The organism is Anabaena subtropica FACHB-260, assembly GCF_014697105.1.
GTDB classification, from domain to species: domain Bacteria; phylum Cyanobacteriota; class Cyanobacteriia; order Cyanobacteriales; family Nostocaceae; genus Trichormus; species Trichormus subtropicus.
Map to the genome: position 1 here is coordinate 15,256 of NZ_JACJRF010000055.1, position 16,206 is coordinate 31,461.

The 16,206-nt window shown below is 38.8% G+C and carries 16 protein-coding genes and 1 pseudogene; 7 read left to right on the forward strand and 10 right to left on the reverse strand.

Annotated features, from left to right (window positions below; genetic code table 11):
* Positions 1–19: 19 nt before the first annotated feature.
* Positions 20–187 (forward strand): annotated as a pseudogene (locus H6G18_RS25310) (S4 domain-containing protein); the annotation flags it as partial.
* A 37-nt stretch (positions 188–224) separates the two neighbouring features.
* Here H6G18_RS25310 and H6G18_RS21835 read toward each other — a convergent pair.
* Together H6G18_RS21835 and H6G18_RS21840 are read right to left on the reverse strand one after the other, a co-directional pair.
* Entirely contained in the window at positions 225–500 is a 276-nt protein-coding gene (locus H6G18_RS21835) for a DUF2442 domain-containing protein (RefSeq protein ID WP_190409193.1), read from the reverse strand.
* A gap of 3 nt (positions 501–503) precedes the next feature.
* A complete protein-coding gene (locus tag H6G18_RS21840) occupies positions 504–764 on the reverse strand; it encodes a DUF4160 domain-containing protein (protein WP_190409194.1) in 261 nt (86 codons plus the stop codon).
* Between the two features lie 110 nt (positions 765–874).
* On the opposite strand from H6G18_RS21840, the gene H6G18_RS21845 reads away from it, so the two are divergent.
* Positions 875–1,705 (forward strand): TlyA family RNA methyltransferase, encoded by an 831-nt coding sequence (locus H6G18_RS21845; RefSeq protein ID WP_190409195.1) that lies wholly within the window; start codon positions 875–877, stop codon positions 1,703–1,705.
* 52 nt (positions 1,706–1,757) lie between these two features.
* On the opposite strand, the gene H6G18_RS21850 is transcribed toward H6G18_RS21845, so the two are convergent.
* From H6G18_RS21850 to H6G18_RS21865, 4 genes are all read right to left on the reverse strand, one after another.
* Positions 1,758–2,033 carry a Calvin cycle protein CP12 gene (locus tag H6G18_RS21850; RefSeq protein WP_190409196.1) on the reverse strand — a complete coding sequence of 92 codons (276 nt, stop codon included), beginning with the start codon at positions 2,031–2,033 and terminating at the stop codon, positions 1,758–1,760.
* 331 nt (positions 2,034–2,364) lie between these two features.
* Positions 2,365–3,711, reverse strand: coding sequence for a GTP-binding protein (locus H6G18_RS21855; protein ID WP_190409210.1), 1,347 nt, complete (start codon positions 3,709–3,711; stop codon positions 2,365–2,367).
* 280 nt (positions 3,712–3,991) lie between these two features.
* Positions 3,992–4,342, reverse strand: coding sequence for a hypothetical protein (locus H6G18_RS21860; protein WP_190409197.1), 351 nt, complete (start codon positions 4,340–4,342; stop codon positions 3,992–3,994).
* Between the two features lie 182 nt (positions 4,343–4,524).
* The gene (locus H6G18_RS21865) at positions 4,525–5,502 is read right to left on the reverse strand and encodes a metal ABC transporter substrate-binding protein (protein ID WP_190409198.1); all 978 of its coding nucleotides are present in this window, start codon (positions 5,500–5,502) and stop codon (positions 4,525–4,527) included.
* A 93-nt stretch (positions 5,503–5,595) separates the two neighbouring features.
* On the opposite strand from H6G18_RS21865, the gene H6G18_RS21870 reads away from it, so the two are divergent.
* Both H6G18_RS21870 and H6G18_RS21875 read left to right on the forward strand, forming a co-directional pair.
* Positions 5,596–6,393 carry a metal ABC transporter ATP-binding protein gene (locus H6G18_RS21870; protein ID WP_190409199.1) on the forward strand — a complete coding sequence of 266 codons (798 nt, stop codon included), beginning with the start codon at positions 5,596–5,598 and terminating at the stop codon, positions 6,391–6,393.
* 75 nt (positions 6,394–6,468) lie between these two features.
* Positions 6,469–7,329, forward strand: coding sequence for a metal ABC transporter permease (locus H6G18_RS21875; RefSeq protein WP_190409200.1), 861 nt, complete (start codon positions 6,469–6,471; stop codon positions 7,327–7,329).
* Here H6G18_RS21875 and H6G18_RS21880 read toward each other — a convergent pair.
* From H6G18_RS21880 to kaiC, 4 genes are all read right to left on the reverse strand, one after another.
* Positions 7,308–10,232: a PAS domain S-box protein gene (locus H6G18_RS21880; RefSeq protein WP_190409201.1), complete on the reverse strand. Its 2,925-nt coding sequence runs from the start codon at positions 10,230–10,232 to the stop codon at positions 7,308–7,310. The genes H6G18_RS21875 and H6G18_RS21880 overlap by 22 nt on opposite strands.
* Before the next feature lie 228 nt (positions 10,233–10,460).
* Entirely contained in the window at positions 10,461–10,820 is a 360-nt protein-coding gene (locus H6G18_RS21885; RefSeq protein ID WP_190409202.1) for a circadian clock KaiB family protein, read from the reverse strand.
* 2 nt (positions 10,821–10,822) lie between these two features.
* On the reverse strand, positions 10,823–11,155 hold the full coding sequence (locus tag H6G18_RS21890; protein ID WP_190409203.1) for a circadian clock KaiB family protein: 333 nt from the start codon (positions 11,153–11,155) through the stop codon (positions 10,823–10,825).
* Positions 11,156–11,170: 15 nt separating this feature from the next.
* Complete coding sequence (gene kaiC, locus H6G18_RS21895) at positions 11,171–12,883, reverse strand: circadian clock protein KaiC (RefSeq protein WP_190409204.1); 1,713 nt, start codon at positions 12,881–12,883, stop codon at positions 11,171–11,173.
* A gap of 527 nt (positions 12,884–13,410) precedes the next feature.
* Between kaiC and H6G18_RS21900 the strand changes: the two genes are divergently transcribed.
* The 3 genes from H6G18_RS21900 (at position 13,411) to H6G18_RS21910 (ending at position 16,044) form a co-directional block, all read left to right on the forward strand.
* Positions 13,411–13,800: a response regulator gene (locus H6G18_RS21900; protein ID WP_190409205.1), complete on the forward strand. Its 390-nt coding sequence runs from the start codon at positions 13,411–13,413 to the stop codon at positions 13,798–13,800.
* A 112-nt stretch (positions 13,801–13,912) separates the two neighbouring features.
* A complete protein-coding gene (locus tag H6G18_RS21905; RefSeq protein WP_190409206.1) occupies positions 13,913–14,698 on the forward strand; it encodes an HAD family hydrolase in 786 nt (261 codons plus the stop codon).
* Between the two features lie 98 nt (positions 14,699–14,796).
* The gene (locus H6G18_RS21910) at positions 14,797–16,044 is read left to right on the forward strand and encodes a DNA double-strand break repair nuclease NurA (protein ID WP_190409207.1); all 1,248 of its coding nucleotides are present in this window, start codon (positions 14,797–14,799) and stop codon (positions 16,042–16,044) included.
* Positions 16,045–16,206 lie beyond the last annotated feature (162 nt).

The following is a 16,206-nucleotide window of genomic DNA, read 5'->3' on the forward strand; positions in this document are numbered from 1 at the left end:
GTCAATTAGAAGGTAAGACTTGGTTAGGCAGCGACTCGATACTTTATTAGTAGAGCTAAATTTATGTAATTCTTGCGCCTTCGCACAGAGGCTAATTCAGGCGGGGGAAGTGATGGTTAATGAATAGGTAATTGATAAACCTGGAACAGAGGTTGATGCTGCTGTAATGAAGATTAAGGAGCGATCGCCTATTAATATACCAAAGAAGCGATCGCAATTTTTGACTAGGTTTTGGCAATTTGATAATTATTAATTGCTTCTCCAGTAATTTCAGCATAAAGTACATCGGGGTCAAAATCTGCGCCGTTTTCCCAGTAAATAGTTCCCCATTCGGGGTTGATTTTTACTTGTTTGAAATAATCAATATTTTGTAGCGGTGCAAAAATCCCTGTAAAAGAAATTAATTTACTAATATCAATAACGCCTTGTTGGTTGTCTTCAAATTTGATGTATAGCTTATAATCTTCTATTGGTTCGACTGCAATAATATCTTTGAGCATGACTTACTCCAGTGGTTCGATTTTCTCTAAAGTATCGTTGACTCTAGCTTTTTCCCAATTATTCATCAATTTTGTTTTGTGTAAGTTTGCCCATTCAACTACAAGTGCTAGTATTCTGGATGAGAGTTTACCTTCTAGTATCGATAAGGTTTCGATATCAACAATTGCTTTTTGTTGATTATAGCGAACGTGGAAATGTGGCGGTGGATGATCGTTATAATACATAGTGATAATAATTCCCAGAAAACGGCTAATCTCTGGCATTACATCATTTCCATAACTAGCTGATCACGACTATTAAAATACCAAAAGACGCGATCGCTATACAAAAATTTCCAAAAATTTATTTGTCAATAACAGGAGAATCAAGTTAATTGGTGAAGCAGCGACTCGATATTTTATTAGTAGAATTGAATTTGTGTAATTCTCGCGCCTTAGCACAGAGGCTGATTCAGGCGGGGGAAGTTACTGTTAATCAGCAGTTAGTTGATAAACCTGGTACTGAAGTTGATATTGCATCTCAAATAAATATTAAGGAGCGATCGCGCTTTGTTTCTCGTGGTGGTGAAAAACTATCTAAAGCTTTAGAATTTTTCGCTATCCCCATTACTGGACGGGTTTGCTTGGATGGGGGTATTTCTACAGGTGGCTTTACTGATTGTCTACTGCAAGCTGGAGCAAAGCTAGTTTACGGTATTGATGTGGGTTACGGACAGACAGATTGGGGTTTACGAAACAATCCCCAGGTGATTTTGCGTGAACGTACCAATTTACGTCAACTGCAACCTGAGGATTTATATGGTGAGGGAAATTCTCTTCCTGATTTGGCGGTGGTGGATGTCTCGTTTATTTCCTTAACCAAGATTTTGCCTGCTGTGTGGCGACTAACTCAACCTCTGCGTGAAGCAGTGCTATTGGTGAAGCCACAGTTTGAAGTAGGGAAATCTCGTGTGGGTAAAAAAGGTGTGGTGCGCGATCCCTACGACCAAGCTGATGCTATTTTTCAAGTCTGGTTGGTGGCTGAGGAGTTAGGTTGGAAATATAAGGGTTTAACTTGGTCGCCGATTACTGGCCCGGCGGGAAATATCGAATACCTTTTATGGTTAAAAATGGAAAGTGAAACACCACCGCCAGATTTAAATGCTATTCAACAAATTACTAAATCAGCTATGGCTGATTTGGGTAATTCGTCATTAAGGAACTGATTTTAGATTGATTGACAATCTAAAATCCAAAATTTTCCATCTTCAGCATCAATTAAACATCATAGATGAGACATTCTAGGGCTTCTGGATGTAAATCACAAAATGTTTCTAGAGAACTTTTGTGTTTTTTGGCTTGCAGTTGATGGGATTTTTCAGCTTGCAATTCTTCGACAATATCCCAAGCTACAGCACAGTTTGGAGAACCATCACCATTTTGTTCGCAGGTGTTACGGGCTTCAGCGATCGCACAGAGGATGGCTTTTTCTAAATTTGTAGTCTCGTTTTGGTCAGAGTTGGCTGCTGAAGCTACGTTGAAGGTCATTGTCATGGTCTTTTCGCCTTTTTTTACTACGCTGTGAGTGTCAGTTGTTATTGTTAACTGATTTCAGAGCTTACTATTCTAGTTTAGATAGGCTTCCCAAAGATTGTAGTGGTGAACACCGCCATTTTGTTAGCCAATCTTATTGGGAATTCCTCTCTTTTCATCTTTAATGAAAACAGGTATAAATGCTGTGCTAGCTGAACTATTAGCAAATAACTGCCATATCTTTTATATTGCCTCTGAAAATCAGTTTTGAACACATTTATCAGAGGATTTTGATAGAAATTGACAAATTCTCACCAATAGTAATAATTAGCTAAATATTTTTTATTTATTCTCAATATTTCATTCCTAATTCTTGTTGCAGACGATACAGAATTGTATTTTTGTCTACTTGAGAAAGGATTTCTGTAATTACGGTACTAGCGCCTAATTGTCCCCAAGTACAACCTTTTTCTAGATATACTTGGGCTGCTTTGCCGACAGTGTAGGCTCCATAACCAGCGATTCCGGCTTGAGCGATCGCACTACCTGCAAAGGCAGTGATGTTTGTCGGATTATCGCCACTGGTTAAGGCAGCAGTACTTTTACCTAAACCTAATAGGAAGCTACTTCCTAATTCTCCCAGCAATAAGCCACCGGAACTCATTAAGATGGTTTTTAAGATTTTTCCGGCTTCATAGCTGGTTATGGGTAAACCATATAACCGCGATAGGGAGCGAATTAAAGCCAAATCAGCGACGGTTCCGCCCAGGATATCGAAAAAGGCGATGGGATTTAGCCCTACGGCTAAAGCTTTGTATTTGGTGAATTGCCAGATGATATCTTCGGCTTCTTGTTGGCGGATATCGATAGTTTTTTGCGCGATCGCCGCTTCTGCGTCCCGTGCTTGAATGAGTGCATTTAACGCTAGGAGCGATCGCCCTTCCCGGTTAAGAATATTTAAAATGCTTTGCTTGAGTTCATCTACTTGTGATTCTGGTGTTTCCCACTCATAACTCACTCGACCATCAGGCCACTCAACCCTTACTTCCATCGGTGCAGGTTCCGCCGCTATCATGACAATTTCATCTGGTAACAAAGGCTTGGCTTGGGGATTTCCTGCCCCTAATTGTTGTAAATTTTTATAAATTGTGGCTCGGTCTGTATCTGGGTATAAATCGATTTTGTTAAACACCAAAATTAGGGGTTTCTGTGCCTGGCGTAATTCTAGGAGTGCTTGATACTCAGTACGGGTAATATCCCCAGACACAACAAATAATATTAAGTCTGCTTGACGCACCACATCCCGCGCCATTTGCGCCCGTGACTCGCCTTGAATTTCATCTAATCCAGGGGTATCAATTAACTCAACTATTACCTTCCCCCCTGGTTGCCAGCGTACAGAACGGGGCCATTGAGTCACACCGTTGAGGGGGCCAGTTTGTAAAATTTTGCTTCCCAATAAGGCATTTAACACCGCCGACTTACCACGACTCACTAAACCAAAGGCGGCGATTCTAATTACATTAGACTCCAGTTTCTCCAGTGTGGAGTTTAAGGCTTCAATTTCTGGTTTCACCAAACCTGCCAACTCTGGGTTAGATGATAAATGCCCTGATTTACGAAGATAGCTATACCAAGACAATGCTTGTCTCAAGCTGGCACGGGCGCGGTTCAGGTGAGTTTCTTGCAGATTACGCACGAAGTTAGGTTGATTCAAGGTTGAATAAACGACAGGCTACATATCTATTGTGATCTAATTCCGAACCTGTCTCAGTCATACAATTGTGGATTGTTGTATGTCTGCATCCATGAATCGTGGTGAGTATGGGGATATAAGGATTTAAGGTAAAGGCATTCCTGAACTACGGGATGATTCGCGGGGGTTAGGCCGGACAGCCAGCCTGATAAAAACAGGAAGCAAGATGCCCATGCCACAAAACTATGAAAATCATCCCGCATTGTGCAACGCCAAATTAAAACTACCACCAAACCCGATTTCCATCTTCGTCAACTCTGGCTTGGCGAATTACATCAGAAATTTCTTCCGCATCTTTTACATGGTGGAGGGCTTTCTTTTCACCCTCAGGGGTGTCTACAACAAAGTAGGTAGGAACTGTAATATGGTCGCCTGTGATGTCTGGTGCATCTACAGCCACTTGCTTGGCTTTCTCTTCCAGTGATTGTGGTTCGTCGGCAATTCTATCTCCTGGGTTGGCTGTTAAGTTTCTTTCTTTAGCAGTTGGTTCCTCACGAGAATGCCAGTCTTTACTTACTGGTTGTCTAATTTCTTCTGATTGATTATTTTGATTTTCTAGTTTTTCGTTAGTCATGGCTAGTTCAACAATTAAAATTTTTATGTCTACTAACACACTCTAAAAAATCAAATGTTTATTTAGTTCTTTCTCCAGTAAGAGTTTCTTATATTGACGAAAATTACATATCTAAAGTTATATCTTAGCTTTTAGATTTACACATAATTTCACCCCCTAGAAATACAAGTCAAATAATAGATTTATTTCTTTAGTTGAAAAGGTGTATATTTACCACCCAACGCTTCTACAATCGTGCGGGTATTTGCCTCCATCATTTTGATGTAAGAATCTCCATCACTTCCTTTTGCCCCAATTGAGTCAGAGTAAAGCTCATTTGATGCTAATTTTATGCCTGCTTCTTGGGCAACAGTTTTAATTAAAGCTGGATTAATTGTAGTTTCAGCAAAAATTGCAGGTACACCTATTTTTTTAATTGAGTCTACCAATCGTTTAACTGTTTGGGCGCTTGGTTGCTCTTCGGTACTAATCCCAATTAAAGTACCTGCGATCGCTATCCCGTAAGCCCGTCCATAATATTGAAAAGCATCATGAGTTGTCACCAGTTGGCGATTATTGGGCGGAATAGTTTGTATCTGCTGATTAATCCAGCTATGCAACTGTTTTAATTCACCTGTAAGCTCTAATGCCCTCTGAGTATATTTTTCTCTGTCTTTAGGGGATAACTCAATTAACCCATCTCGAATAGCATTAACCATAGTAGCCGCATTTTCGGCACTCCCCCAAACGTGAGGATCAGGTACTACTTCCCCTTGACCTTTATCCAACTGTAACGGCTTGACAACCTCTCCCACTGCTAACTTGCGTGCATTACCACCAGCCGCATTCATCAACTTAATCAGCCCTGGTTCTAAGTTGTAGCCGTTGTATAAAATTAAGTCGGCTTTTTCTAAAACCCTGCTGTCGGCTGGTACTGGTTCGTAAACATGGGGATCAGTCCCTGGTTTAAGAATCCCAGTCAGTTGGATGTCTTCACCGCCCACTTCTTGCGCTAAATCAGCGATGATGGTGCTAGTTGCAACTACCTGCGGTTTACTCTCTGTACCTGGGGTAGTAGGGTTAGAGTTACCTGTGGCACATCCATCTACCAAAAGTGCCAAAAATACTGCTAAGACTGGTCGCCAACAAAATCTGGCTTTTGAGCGAGTGATTGCATTCATCAGAATTGTTATGGTTATTCTCATATTTCTCTCATTTTTTAAGTTACAGTATTTTCATAATCTTTTCATTTTTTACGTCTCGGAAATGACACTATGCGACTTGCGAACTTTTCCTTACCAGCTGATTCCAGTTTTGAATCAGTTAACACTCTGACAGCAACAGCAGCAATTAATATCTCTCATCTAGGAGTACATTACCGTACACAAGAAGCTTTGAGGGACGTTAACTGTATTGTCAAACCGGGACGAATAACGGGGATTTTTGGCCCTAACGGTGCTGGTAAAAGCACTCTGATGAAAGCAATGTTAGGTTTAGTCCCCGTCAGCAGTGGTAAAGTACTATACCAAGACAAACCCTTAATGCAGCAATTGGGTAAAGTTGCTTATGTTCCCCAACGTAGCCAAATTGACTGGACTTACCCAGCCACCGTTTGGGATGTGGTGATGATGGGAAGGGTAAAGAAAACAGGTTGGTTGCGGAGTTTTTCGGCGGTTAGTCGCCAAGTTGCTAAGAATGCTTTGGAACGAGTGGGAATGGTGGAATATTGCGATCGCCCCATAGGACAATTATCAGGAGGACAGCAGCAACGGGTATTTTTAGCTAGGGCTTTGGCGCAGCAAGCAGACATTTTCTGTTTTGATGAACCGCTTGTGGGTATTGATCAAAAAACCCAAGCAGTGATTTTTGATGTGTTTCATGAACTAGCAGATGCTAACAAAATTCTGTTGGTAGTTAACCATGATTTAGGTGAATCTATCAGCCATTTTGATGATTTAATCTTATTAAATAGGGAATTAATCGCCACAGGTTCCCGTCAACAGGTACTCAAAGAAGAAAACCTACAGCGTGCTTATGGTGGTAAAGTTATCTACTTCTCGGATGCAGCATAAAAGGGGAAAAGAGGCAGGGGGCAGGGAGCAGGGGGCGGGGAGATGAAAACTGTTGACTATTGACTATTGCAAAATATGTTTGAAGCATTAATTGAACCGTTGCAGTATGGCTTTATGCAGCGATCGCTTGTGATTGCGATTTTAGTGGGTTTGTTGTGTGCGGTTGTGGGTAGTTACCTGATGGTGCAAAGATTGGCGCTGTTGGGTGATGCTATTAGTCACTCAGTTTTGCCGGGACTAGCGATCGCCTTTATGATCGGCGCTAATATATTTGTTGGGGCGTTTATTGCCGGGGTTTTGAGTACAATAGCGATCGCTTGGATTAAGACGCGATCGCCAATTAAAGAAGATGCGGCGATGGGTATAGTTTTTTCTGCATTCTTTGCCCTTGGTGTTACCCTAATTACTATTGTTCAAAAAGATAATAAAATCGACCTCAATCATTTTCTATTTGGTAATATTCTCGGTGTTACTGTTGACGAAGTACGAGACACTGCTATTATTGCAACTATTGTTTTAATAGTTGTTTTTTTATTATATAAAGAACTACTATTTTACACATTTGACCCTTTAGGCGCTCAAGCCGCAGGCTTACCAGTAAATAAGCTCAACTTTGGTTTAATGCTGCTGATTTCTTTAACAATTGTCGCCAGCATGAAAGCTGTAGGCGTAATTTTAGTATTATCACTTTTAATTACACCAGGAGCCACTGCATATTTATTAGTTAAACGCCTACACCAAGTCATGATTTTAGGTGCAGGAATTGGTGTTTTTTCTAGTATTAGCGGTATGTATCTCAGCTACTTTTATAATTTGCCCTCCGGCCCTGCTATAGTTCTAGTAGTTTCGGGATTATTCCTATTGGCATTATTATTTAGCCCGAAACATGGAATTTTAATACCGAATGTAGAAGTCTACAAAGGTAGAGTAAAGTAAAAAGTGCTACCTAATCCTAATGAGCTTTCAAGCCAGATTTGTCCGTTATGTTGTTCTATGATATTACGACAAATAGCTAAACCTAAACCTGTTCCACCTTGCTTGCGGGAATCTGAAGCATCTATCTGATGAAACCGCTCAAAAATAGTTTCTAATTTGTCAGCAGGAATTCCTCTTCCTTGGTCTTGCACCTTAAATAAAACATTTGAATTTTGACCATCTTTTCCTTTGACTTCTTCTACTGTCATAAACACAGTAGACCCTTTAGGTGAAAACTTAATTGCATTACTCAGTAGATTTGTTATTACTTGGATAATCCGGTCTTTATCAGCTATCAATTCAATAGATTGTGGTAAAACTGATAAATTAATTCCAGCTTTATTAGCCATTAATTGCATCAAATCTGTGGCTGCTGTTAATAATTCAGCCGTATTAAATTTTTGTTTATTTAAAGTGATTTTCCCAGATTGCAATCTTTCTAAATCTAAAATATCATTTACCAGTCTCACTAGGCGTTCAGAGCTTTCAGAAACAATTTCAATGATGCGCTGAGCCTTTTCAGAGTCGAGCTTTACTAAACCAGTTTTTAACAAGTTTAAACCTCCCTGAATTGAAGTCATGGGAGTTCGTAATTCGTGACTAACAACCGAGATAAACTCATTTTTGATTTTATCTAATGCTTGTCTTTGGGTAATATCTTCACCAATGCTCATAGTACCTACTATTACGCCTTGTGAATTGCGTAAAACAGTATTATTCCAGGCAATAAATTTCTCTTCTCCAGATTTAGTGAGCATATAATTTTGCTCATGAAGATTTAATTCTTGCTCTAGCATTTCTTCAAAAAAACTCTGTACATTCTGTTGCTGATGCTGCGGAATAAAATTTTCAACCCAATTCTTACCTAAAATTTCTGTTTGAGAATAGCCAGTTAATTCTAAAAAGAAAGGATTAATATATTCAACTTTACCTGTAATATCTAGCCCTACAACTAACAACTGCACATTTTCTAACAAGCTGCGCCAGCGACGTTCAGCTTCGCACAGTTGAGAGTCAATTTGTTGCTGATATTTAATATTCTCTTCTAAGATAGTAATTAATCTATATAGATAGAGATTTACATTAGTTAATTCAGCAGTTCTCTCTGCGACTTTGATTTCTAATTCTGCCTTTGATTGTTGTAAAATTGCTTCTGCTTGCTTGCGCTGATTGATATCCAAACAAGTACCAATCATTCGTACTCCTCGGCCTTCATCATCATAGATACATTTTCCTTTAGCCCCAATCCAGTGAATGCTATCATCAGGCCAAATCACTCTATATTCCACATAATATTCAGCTTTATTGTCTTTGGTATCAATTATTTTTTGGTTAACTGCTTCTCTATCTTCTGGGTAGACGCAGGCGAGAAAAGCTTCGTAGTTACCTGGAAACGTACCTGGAGTTAGACCAAATAATTGCTCTTGACGGCTTGACCATTTGAGATGGTCAGTCAGAATATTCCAATCCCACGTTCCCATCTGAGAAGCTTCTAAAGCTAACCTTAAATTTTCTTCACTTTCTCGCAAAGCAATCTCAGTCTGTTTTTCTTTAGTTATTTCTTTTAAAAAAATTGATATACCTTCCACAGAAGGATAAATGCGATTTTCAAACCAGCGTTGGCTCGATGAATAATATTCTTCTACTTGAATCAAATTTTGTTCAGTAAAAGCCTGGTTACAAGCTTCATAAAAATTCTGTCTAACTTCTTCGGGATATTCTTGCCAAATATTTTTACCAATTAAATCCTGTGGTTCTTTTCCAAAAATTTCTGCTGCTTTTTGACTAACGTAGGTATAGCACCAATTATTATCGACAGCTAAAAAAGCATCACTAATACTTTCTAATATATTAGATAATCTATTTTTGCTTGCTTCCGCTTCTGCACAAGCAGCTTGTTCACGGATTACCATCTGTGCTATTTTTTCTTCTGTTTGTTTGCGTTCGGTGATATTCGTCAGCGTCACCACACTACCAATAATTTGCTTGTCTAAATTTAATAATGAAGCAGCACTCAACAGTAAACAAAATTCTCTGCCATCTTCGTATTTTAATAATACTTCTACTCCTTGAAAAAATTGACCTTGCAGCAAGCTAAATAGTGAAAATATTTCTTGTTTTTTCTGACAAATTGCTGATTTATCAATAAACAAACATTCTTCTATTTTTTGATAGCCACAAGAATTATTACATTGCAATGGAAACGACACATCAAATTGTTGAAATAATGGATTATGACCACACAGTTGCTGTGCTGCTTGATTGGCGCGAATAATTTGCCAATTTTGATCACACACAATGATTGCTTCGCCTGCTTGTTCTAGAATAGAATTTGCTAGTCTTTCCGCCGCCACAATCTCTGCATTACGTTTTTGCTCGGTTAAGTCGGTTACTACTATGCAAGTAACCGCTACTTCATCTATTTGCAATGGCTTGAAAGATAAATAAACAGGTATTTGAGTTTCATCTTCAGCAATTAAATAAACTTCTCCTCGACAACATTCCTGTGTTGCTTGCTGAAATAATCCTTGAAACACCTGTTTTTCTTGTGGTGCTATGTAATCCTCTAAGTTGGAGCCGATTACTTTCTCTAGTGGCTTTTTGAGCATTACTGCTAAAGGATGATTACAGTAAAGAATTGTTCCATGCTCATCTATAGTCACAGCGCCTTCGTGCATCTCTTGTAAAAAAGCACGGTAAGGATAATCAGCATCTTGCAAAGTGAAAATTCGTTCTCCTTGAGTGCTAGATACAACTAAAGCATCTACCTCACCCATTCTAATAGCTCTAAAAGTCTCTTCTAAGACTTGTAATTGATTACGTAAAGCTATATTTTCCAGTTCAAGTTCTTGGTGTGTTTTCACTGCAATCACCCTGAGCAAATTCGTGATTTGTAATTAATTATATTAAGCAGTTTATTTATTGATGTAAAAACTTTTTTATATATTTTCATCCCACAACTATAGTTAGAGGATATTAGTTACCAATAAATAATTTTTAATTATATAATTTACGATTACATGATGTACCCCTAGCTTTTGATATCAAAGAGATGTAAATCACTAAACCGATAAATGCTATATCTTAGAATTTCAAGCAATATCTAAAGCAATGATTACTTTATCAACATTTGTTAAATCGCCAATTAACTTTTGTAGAGGTAGAGGAAGTTCTTTAATCAGAGTCGGAACAGCAAATATATGGTCTTTTTCTAAAATTTCTGGCTGTTGGTATATGTCAATGATTTCCATTTCATAGCGTCCTGCTAAGTATTGTTCACAGATTTTTTTCAGCATTTGAATAGCACGCATGGATCTGAGGGTATTGCCAGCTACATATAGACGCAAAACATATTTTTGTGCATCTATATTTGCCAAAGCTTTTTCAAAATCTGCTGTAGATTCTATAATTAGTTCATTAGAACTATCTTCAGCTTGGTTTGAATTATTCATAACTATCCTTCGTTGATATTTACTTGACGTAAATCCAGACCTACTAATACTTTTTCAGTGTTAGATAAATCTCCAATGATTTGCTTAACAGGTTCCGGTAATTTTCTCACTAAAGTTGGGATAGCTAATATTTGGTCTCCCTTAGCTAATTGGGGATGTTCCATGAGGTCAATTACTTCGATGCGATATTTACCTTCTAGGTATTCTTCGCAAATTTTTTTCAGATTGGCAAATGCTTTTAAAGATTTGGGCGTTTGTCCAGCTACATATAGCCGTAACTCCCAAAATTCTTCTGTATGACTACTTTGAGACTGGAAATTTATATAGAAATCCATAATAAAAATCTCTACTTATGTTTCAGATTGGCGCAAATAAAATCTTTGTTTTTCTTCATCTAATAAGACTTTTTCTTGTGTTTCTTCAATAGAAATCAACCTTTCAATTTCTTTCTTTTCAATGTCAAATTGAGCTTCTATTGCTTTAACTTGTGCTTCCATTAGTAAACGTTTACGTTCAATATCTCGCTGTTTTTGCTCAATTTTTTGCTGGCGAGCTACAGCAGCAGCTTTGTCTTTTGCTTCTTGTATAATTCTTGCTGTACCTGTGAGTACTCCTTCTGTCCCTATGTACACATCTAATAACTGTAATCCTTCAGCAGTCAAAATAAATTCTCGCACTTGATTAGAATGTGATGTACCACGAGATTTAAGTACATGAATTAAGCGGTTGCGTTCGCCATTACTTTCTATTGTTCGTAGTAGTATCCAAGTATCTGCTAAAGAAGAAATACCTATTTCTGTATATTCTAAAAAAGCGCTATTACTTTCGGTTAAATTTGTAAAAATTGTTGTGATATTTTTGGTTTTGAAATAATCAATTATGCGTGTCATAAAGGATTTCATCTGAACATCACTACTGCCATAAGTGAGGTTAGATATGGGGTCGATAATGACTGCATCAGGTTGAAAGTCATTAACTATACTCAATATATTCACTAAGTGCATTTCTAAACCGTAAAATGTCGGGCGTAAGGCTTGGAATTTGAGTAAATTTTTATTAACAGCAGTTTCTAAATCGATACCAATGGAACGCATATTGCGAATAATTTGTTGCGGAGATTCTTCAAAAGCAAAATAAAGACATTTTTCTCCTCTTTGACAAGTTGCATCAGCAAAATGAGCGCAAAATGAACTCTTACCAGTTCCCGCCGTACCAGAAATTAAGATACTGCTACCACGAAAGAAACCTTGTCCTCCCAACATCTTATCTAGGCGTTTAATACCGCTAGGTATCCATTCGGTTGTGACTGGATAATCTAAGCCGACAGAGGTAATCGGGAGAACAGAAATACCATCTTCCTGAATTAAAAATGGATACTCGTTTGATCCATGCCTGGAACCACGATACTTAACAATTTGCAACCACCGAGTTGAAAGTTCATTAACGACACGCTGATCTAAACGGATAACGCAATCTGAAACATATTCTTCTAAACCATGACGGGTGAGGCTATTTTCACCACTTTCGCTAGTAATGATGGCTGTGACACCCTTGGTTTTCAGCCAAAGAAATAATCGCCGCAATTCGGAACGCACGATCGCCGCATTATCTAAACCACCAAATAATACTTCTAGTGTGTCGATGACTACTCTTTTGGCGGCGATCGCATCAATTTCGTAACCTAATCTAATGAATAATGCTTCTAGATCATATTCACCTGTTTCTTGAATCTGGCTGCGCTCTACCTGAATGTGGTCAACCACTAGTGTTTTTTCTTTAATAAGTTCTCCTAAATCCCACCCCAAGGAAGCAACATTCTGCGTTAATTCCTCCGCAGTCTCCTCAAACGCCATAAATACGCCTGGCTCGTTAAATAAGGTAGCACCTCGTACCAGAAATTCCATTGCCATCAGGGTTTTACCACAACCTGCTTTACCACACAGTAGTACTGGTCTTCCTTGCGGCAATCCTCCATAAGTAATTTCATCTAATCCTTGAATTCCTGTCTGGCATTTGGCAAGCATAGTGGGTTTTCGTTCTGTATCCATTTTTTGTTTATTCATATCTCATCTAGATGCTTACTGGAGACGAATAACAACAGTTTTGTTACTAATAGACATCATTCTATGAAAGAAAACTAGCTCTAAAAACTGTCTTCCTCCTATGTATTGCCTTTTAGTAATTTATATAAATTTTGTGAGGATTTTGTGAGTAAGTACAACTTTGTATCTATAACTATCTATAGCTATCTATTATACGCAATACCTAAAGCAACAATGATGTGACTGTAATGATTTATCATAGTGCTGTAGTACATAGTCAATCTAATTCCTGATTTGCCATATAAATTTACAAAATTAATTATTTTTAGTCAAAAATAACTGTTTTCAATAACATTATGATATCAGTTGCTAAATTAGAAAGAATATCAATTCATGAGGTTGCCCAAGAATTTATTTTATCTTTTATATGATTTCAAATCCTCACAAAATATTCACAAACTCTAGTTAGGATATTATTGTTAATAAATCAGAAAAACCTATTTTGCTTTAAATATCAACCCGAATAAAATTTTCTAAAAGTAACAAAAATGACCAAGCGAATCTTAGTAATTGATGATGAAGATAGTGTGCGAGAAATTATTCAAATCTCGTTAGAATCAGTAGCCGGATGGGATACACTAACAGCGTCTTCAGGTAGTGAGGGAATAGCAATTGCAGAATCCGAGCATTTTGATGCCATTTTGCTAGATGTAATGATGCCTTACATGGACGGGCCGACAACATTTAAAAAGCTACAAGCAAGTGTTGCAACCTGTAAAATCCCTACTATTATGGTCACGGCTAAAGCTCAAACTAGCGAACAAAAGCAATTAATAGACTTAGGGGTAGCAGGAGTAATTACTAAGCCTTGTCTTCCCTCAGATTTAGTTAGTAGTATCTGTCAAATTTTGAATTGGGATCAACCTACCCAAGAATAAACGCCAATCCACATTTTATAGGTGCATTAAATTAACCTATTAATATATTTTTATACAGAAAATAATTAATGAATACGTTAAGCTGACAAAAGCAGTATTCATTTTCTAAACAATGACCGCAAGTAATCCCACAATTTTAGCTCTAGACTTTGATGGAGTAATTTGCGACGGACTAATCGAATATTTTGAGGTAGCATGGCGCACTTACTGTCAAATTTGGTCGCCTGCTAACGACACACCACCAGATGATTTAGCCTTGAGGTTCTATCGTCTTCGGCCTGTAATTGAAACAGGTTGGGAAATGCCTGTTTTAATCAAAGCCTTGATAGATGGAAATTCCGATGACCAGATTCTTCAGGAATGGACAAGTATTACCCCAAAAATTTTGTTAGATGACAAGCTACAAGCAAAAGAAGTTGCTACGAAATTAGATGGCTTGCGTGATCAATGGATTACCCACGATTTAGACGGTTGGCTGAGTCTGCATAGATTTTATCAGGGTGTGATCGAAAAACTGAAAATCACTGTTGCTAGTGAAATTAAGCTGTATATTGTCACCACTAAAGAGGGGCGGTTTGTACAAAAGTTATTGCAGCAGGAAGGAGTGGATTTACCACCAGCAGCAATTTTTGGCAAAGAAGTAAAGCGTCCTAAATATGAAATCCTCCGCGAGTTAATTCAAGCAGCAGATCATAAACCTGTGACTTTATGGTTTGTGGAAGATAGACTCAAAACATTACAGCTAGTTCAACAGCAAACAGACCTGGAAAATGTCAAGCTTTTCTTGGCAGACTGGGGTTATAATACCCAACCAGAGAGAAAAGCAGCCCAAAGCGATCCACGCATCCAGTTATTATCCTTGTCTCAGTTTGCTAAAGATTTTCCTGGGTGGGTTTAGGGGTTTAGGGGTGTAAGGGAGCAGGGGAAGAATAACTATGGACTTTTGAGTGATGAGTAATGACAACTGACAACTGACAACTGACCAATGACGAAAATATGCTTGATCTGACGAAATTAGCGGGACAAATGCAGGGTTTAAGTCAGCATCTATCCGTAGAAGCTGTGGCTAGTCGTCAGCGTTTAGAGTTGGCGCAACAAAATTTGCAAAAAGCTTTTGATTGTCAACAAGATTTAGTTGAACGTCAGGAAAAGTGGCGCGATCGCATCCTCTTTGCTAATGCTACACCCCTCGAACCCCTAAACACTTGCATAGATATTCCCATTCCCCCTAAGGTGCATACCGTCATCGCCACCGATGGCTCACAAATTGCCCCCAGTCACCACGAAATCGCTTACTGTTATCTGTTAAATATCGGTAGGGTAGTTCTCCACTATGGACAAAACCGCTACCCCATACTGGATAGTTTGCCAGAAGTATTTTACCGCCCAGAAGATTTATATGCGTCCCGTCAATGGGGAATCAGAACCGAAGAATGGATGAGCTTTCGCCGCACTTCCAGCGAAGCGATCGTTTTAGCTGAACTAGCTTGCAGCGCACACGAAAAAGAATCCGCAAACACAAAACAAAGCAATTCTCCCCCACCTCCCCCCACTCCCTTATTCCCATCACTCCCCCATCCGCCTACTTTGGCAATGGTGGATGGTTCGTTAATTTACTGGTTTCTAGAACAGTTGCCCGTAGATGCACGCAACTGCATTTTACCCCCCATTTTAGAAGCTTGGCAGCAAATGCGCCTTGCTCAAGTTCCTCTCATGGGTTACGTTAGCGCCTCCCGTAATGTGGAAGCAGTGAATTTTTTACGTTTAATGGCTTGTCCCCATCCTGTACCAGATTGTGCCAGCTATTGCCCCAATCAACTAGAAAAAGTTCCGTGTAAAGTATTTGACCCTCTGCGGGATACAGCATTGTGGACTACCCAACTCAAACCAGGACAAAGGGGTACTCTGTGGCGGAGTAATGCCCGGATTTTAGACCTTTACGAAGACCAGACTATATACTTTTGCTACGTCCATGTTGGTACAGAAATTGCCAGAATAGAAGTGCCTGCCTGGGTAGCTAAAGATACAGAAATGTTTGACCAAGCCTTGGGGCTGATGTTGGCACAGGTGCAGAAAGGATATGGTTATCCAGTGGCGATCGCTGAAGCCCACAACCAAGCAGTAGTCAGGGGTGGTGATAAAACCCGATTCTTCGCCTTACTGGAAAAACAAATGATTAAAGCTGGGTTAAAAAATATCGGCACTTCTTACAAAGAAGCAAGGAAACGAGGCAGTATTGCGTAGGGTTATAAAAACTAATAACTCACACTTAACATGACGATATATAAAATCATAAGTTACGCCTAATGTGAATTAAGAAAAAAGGCGGGAGAAGTAAGAAGATGAAAGTTACCAGCTTCTCAAATCAAACTTCCCCCATGACTAGCATAAACTTTGGAACGCTAT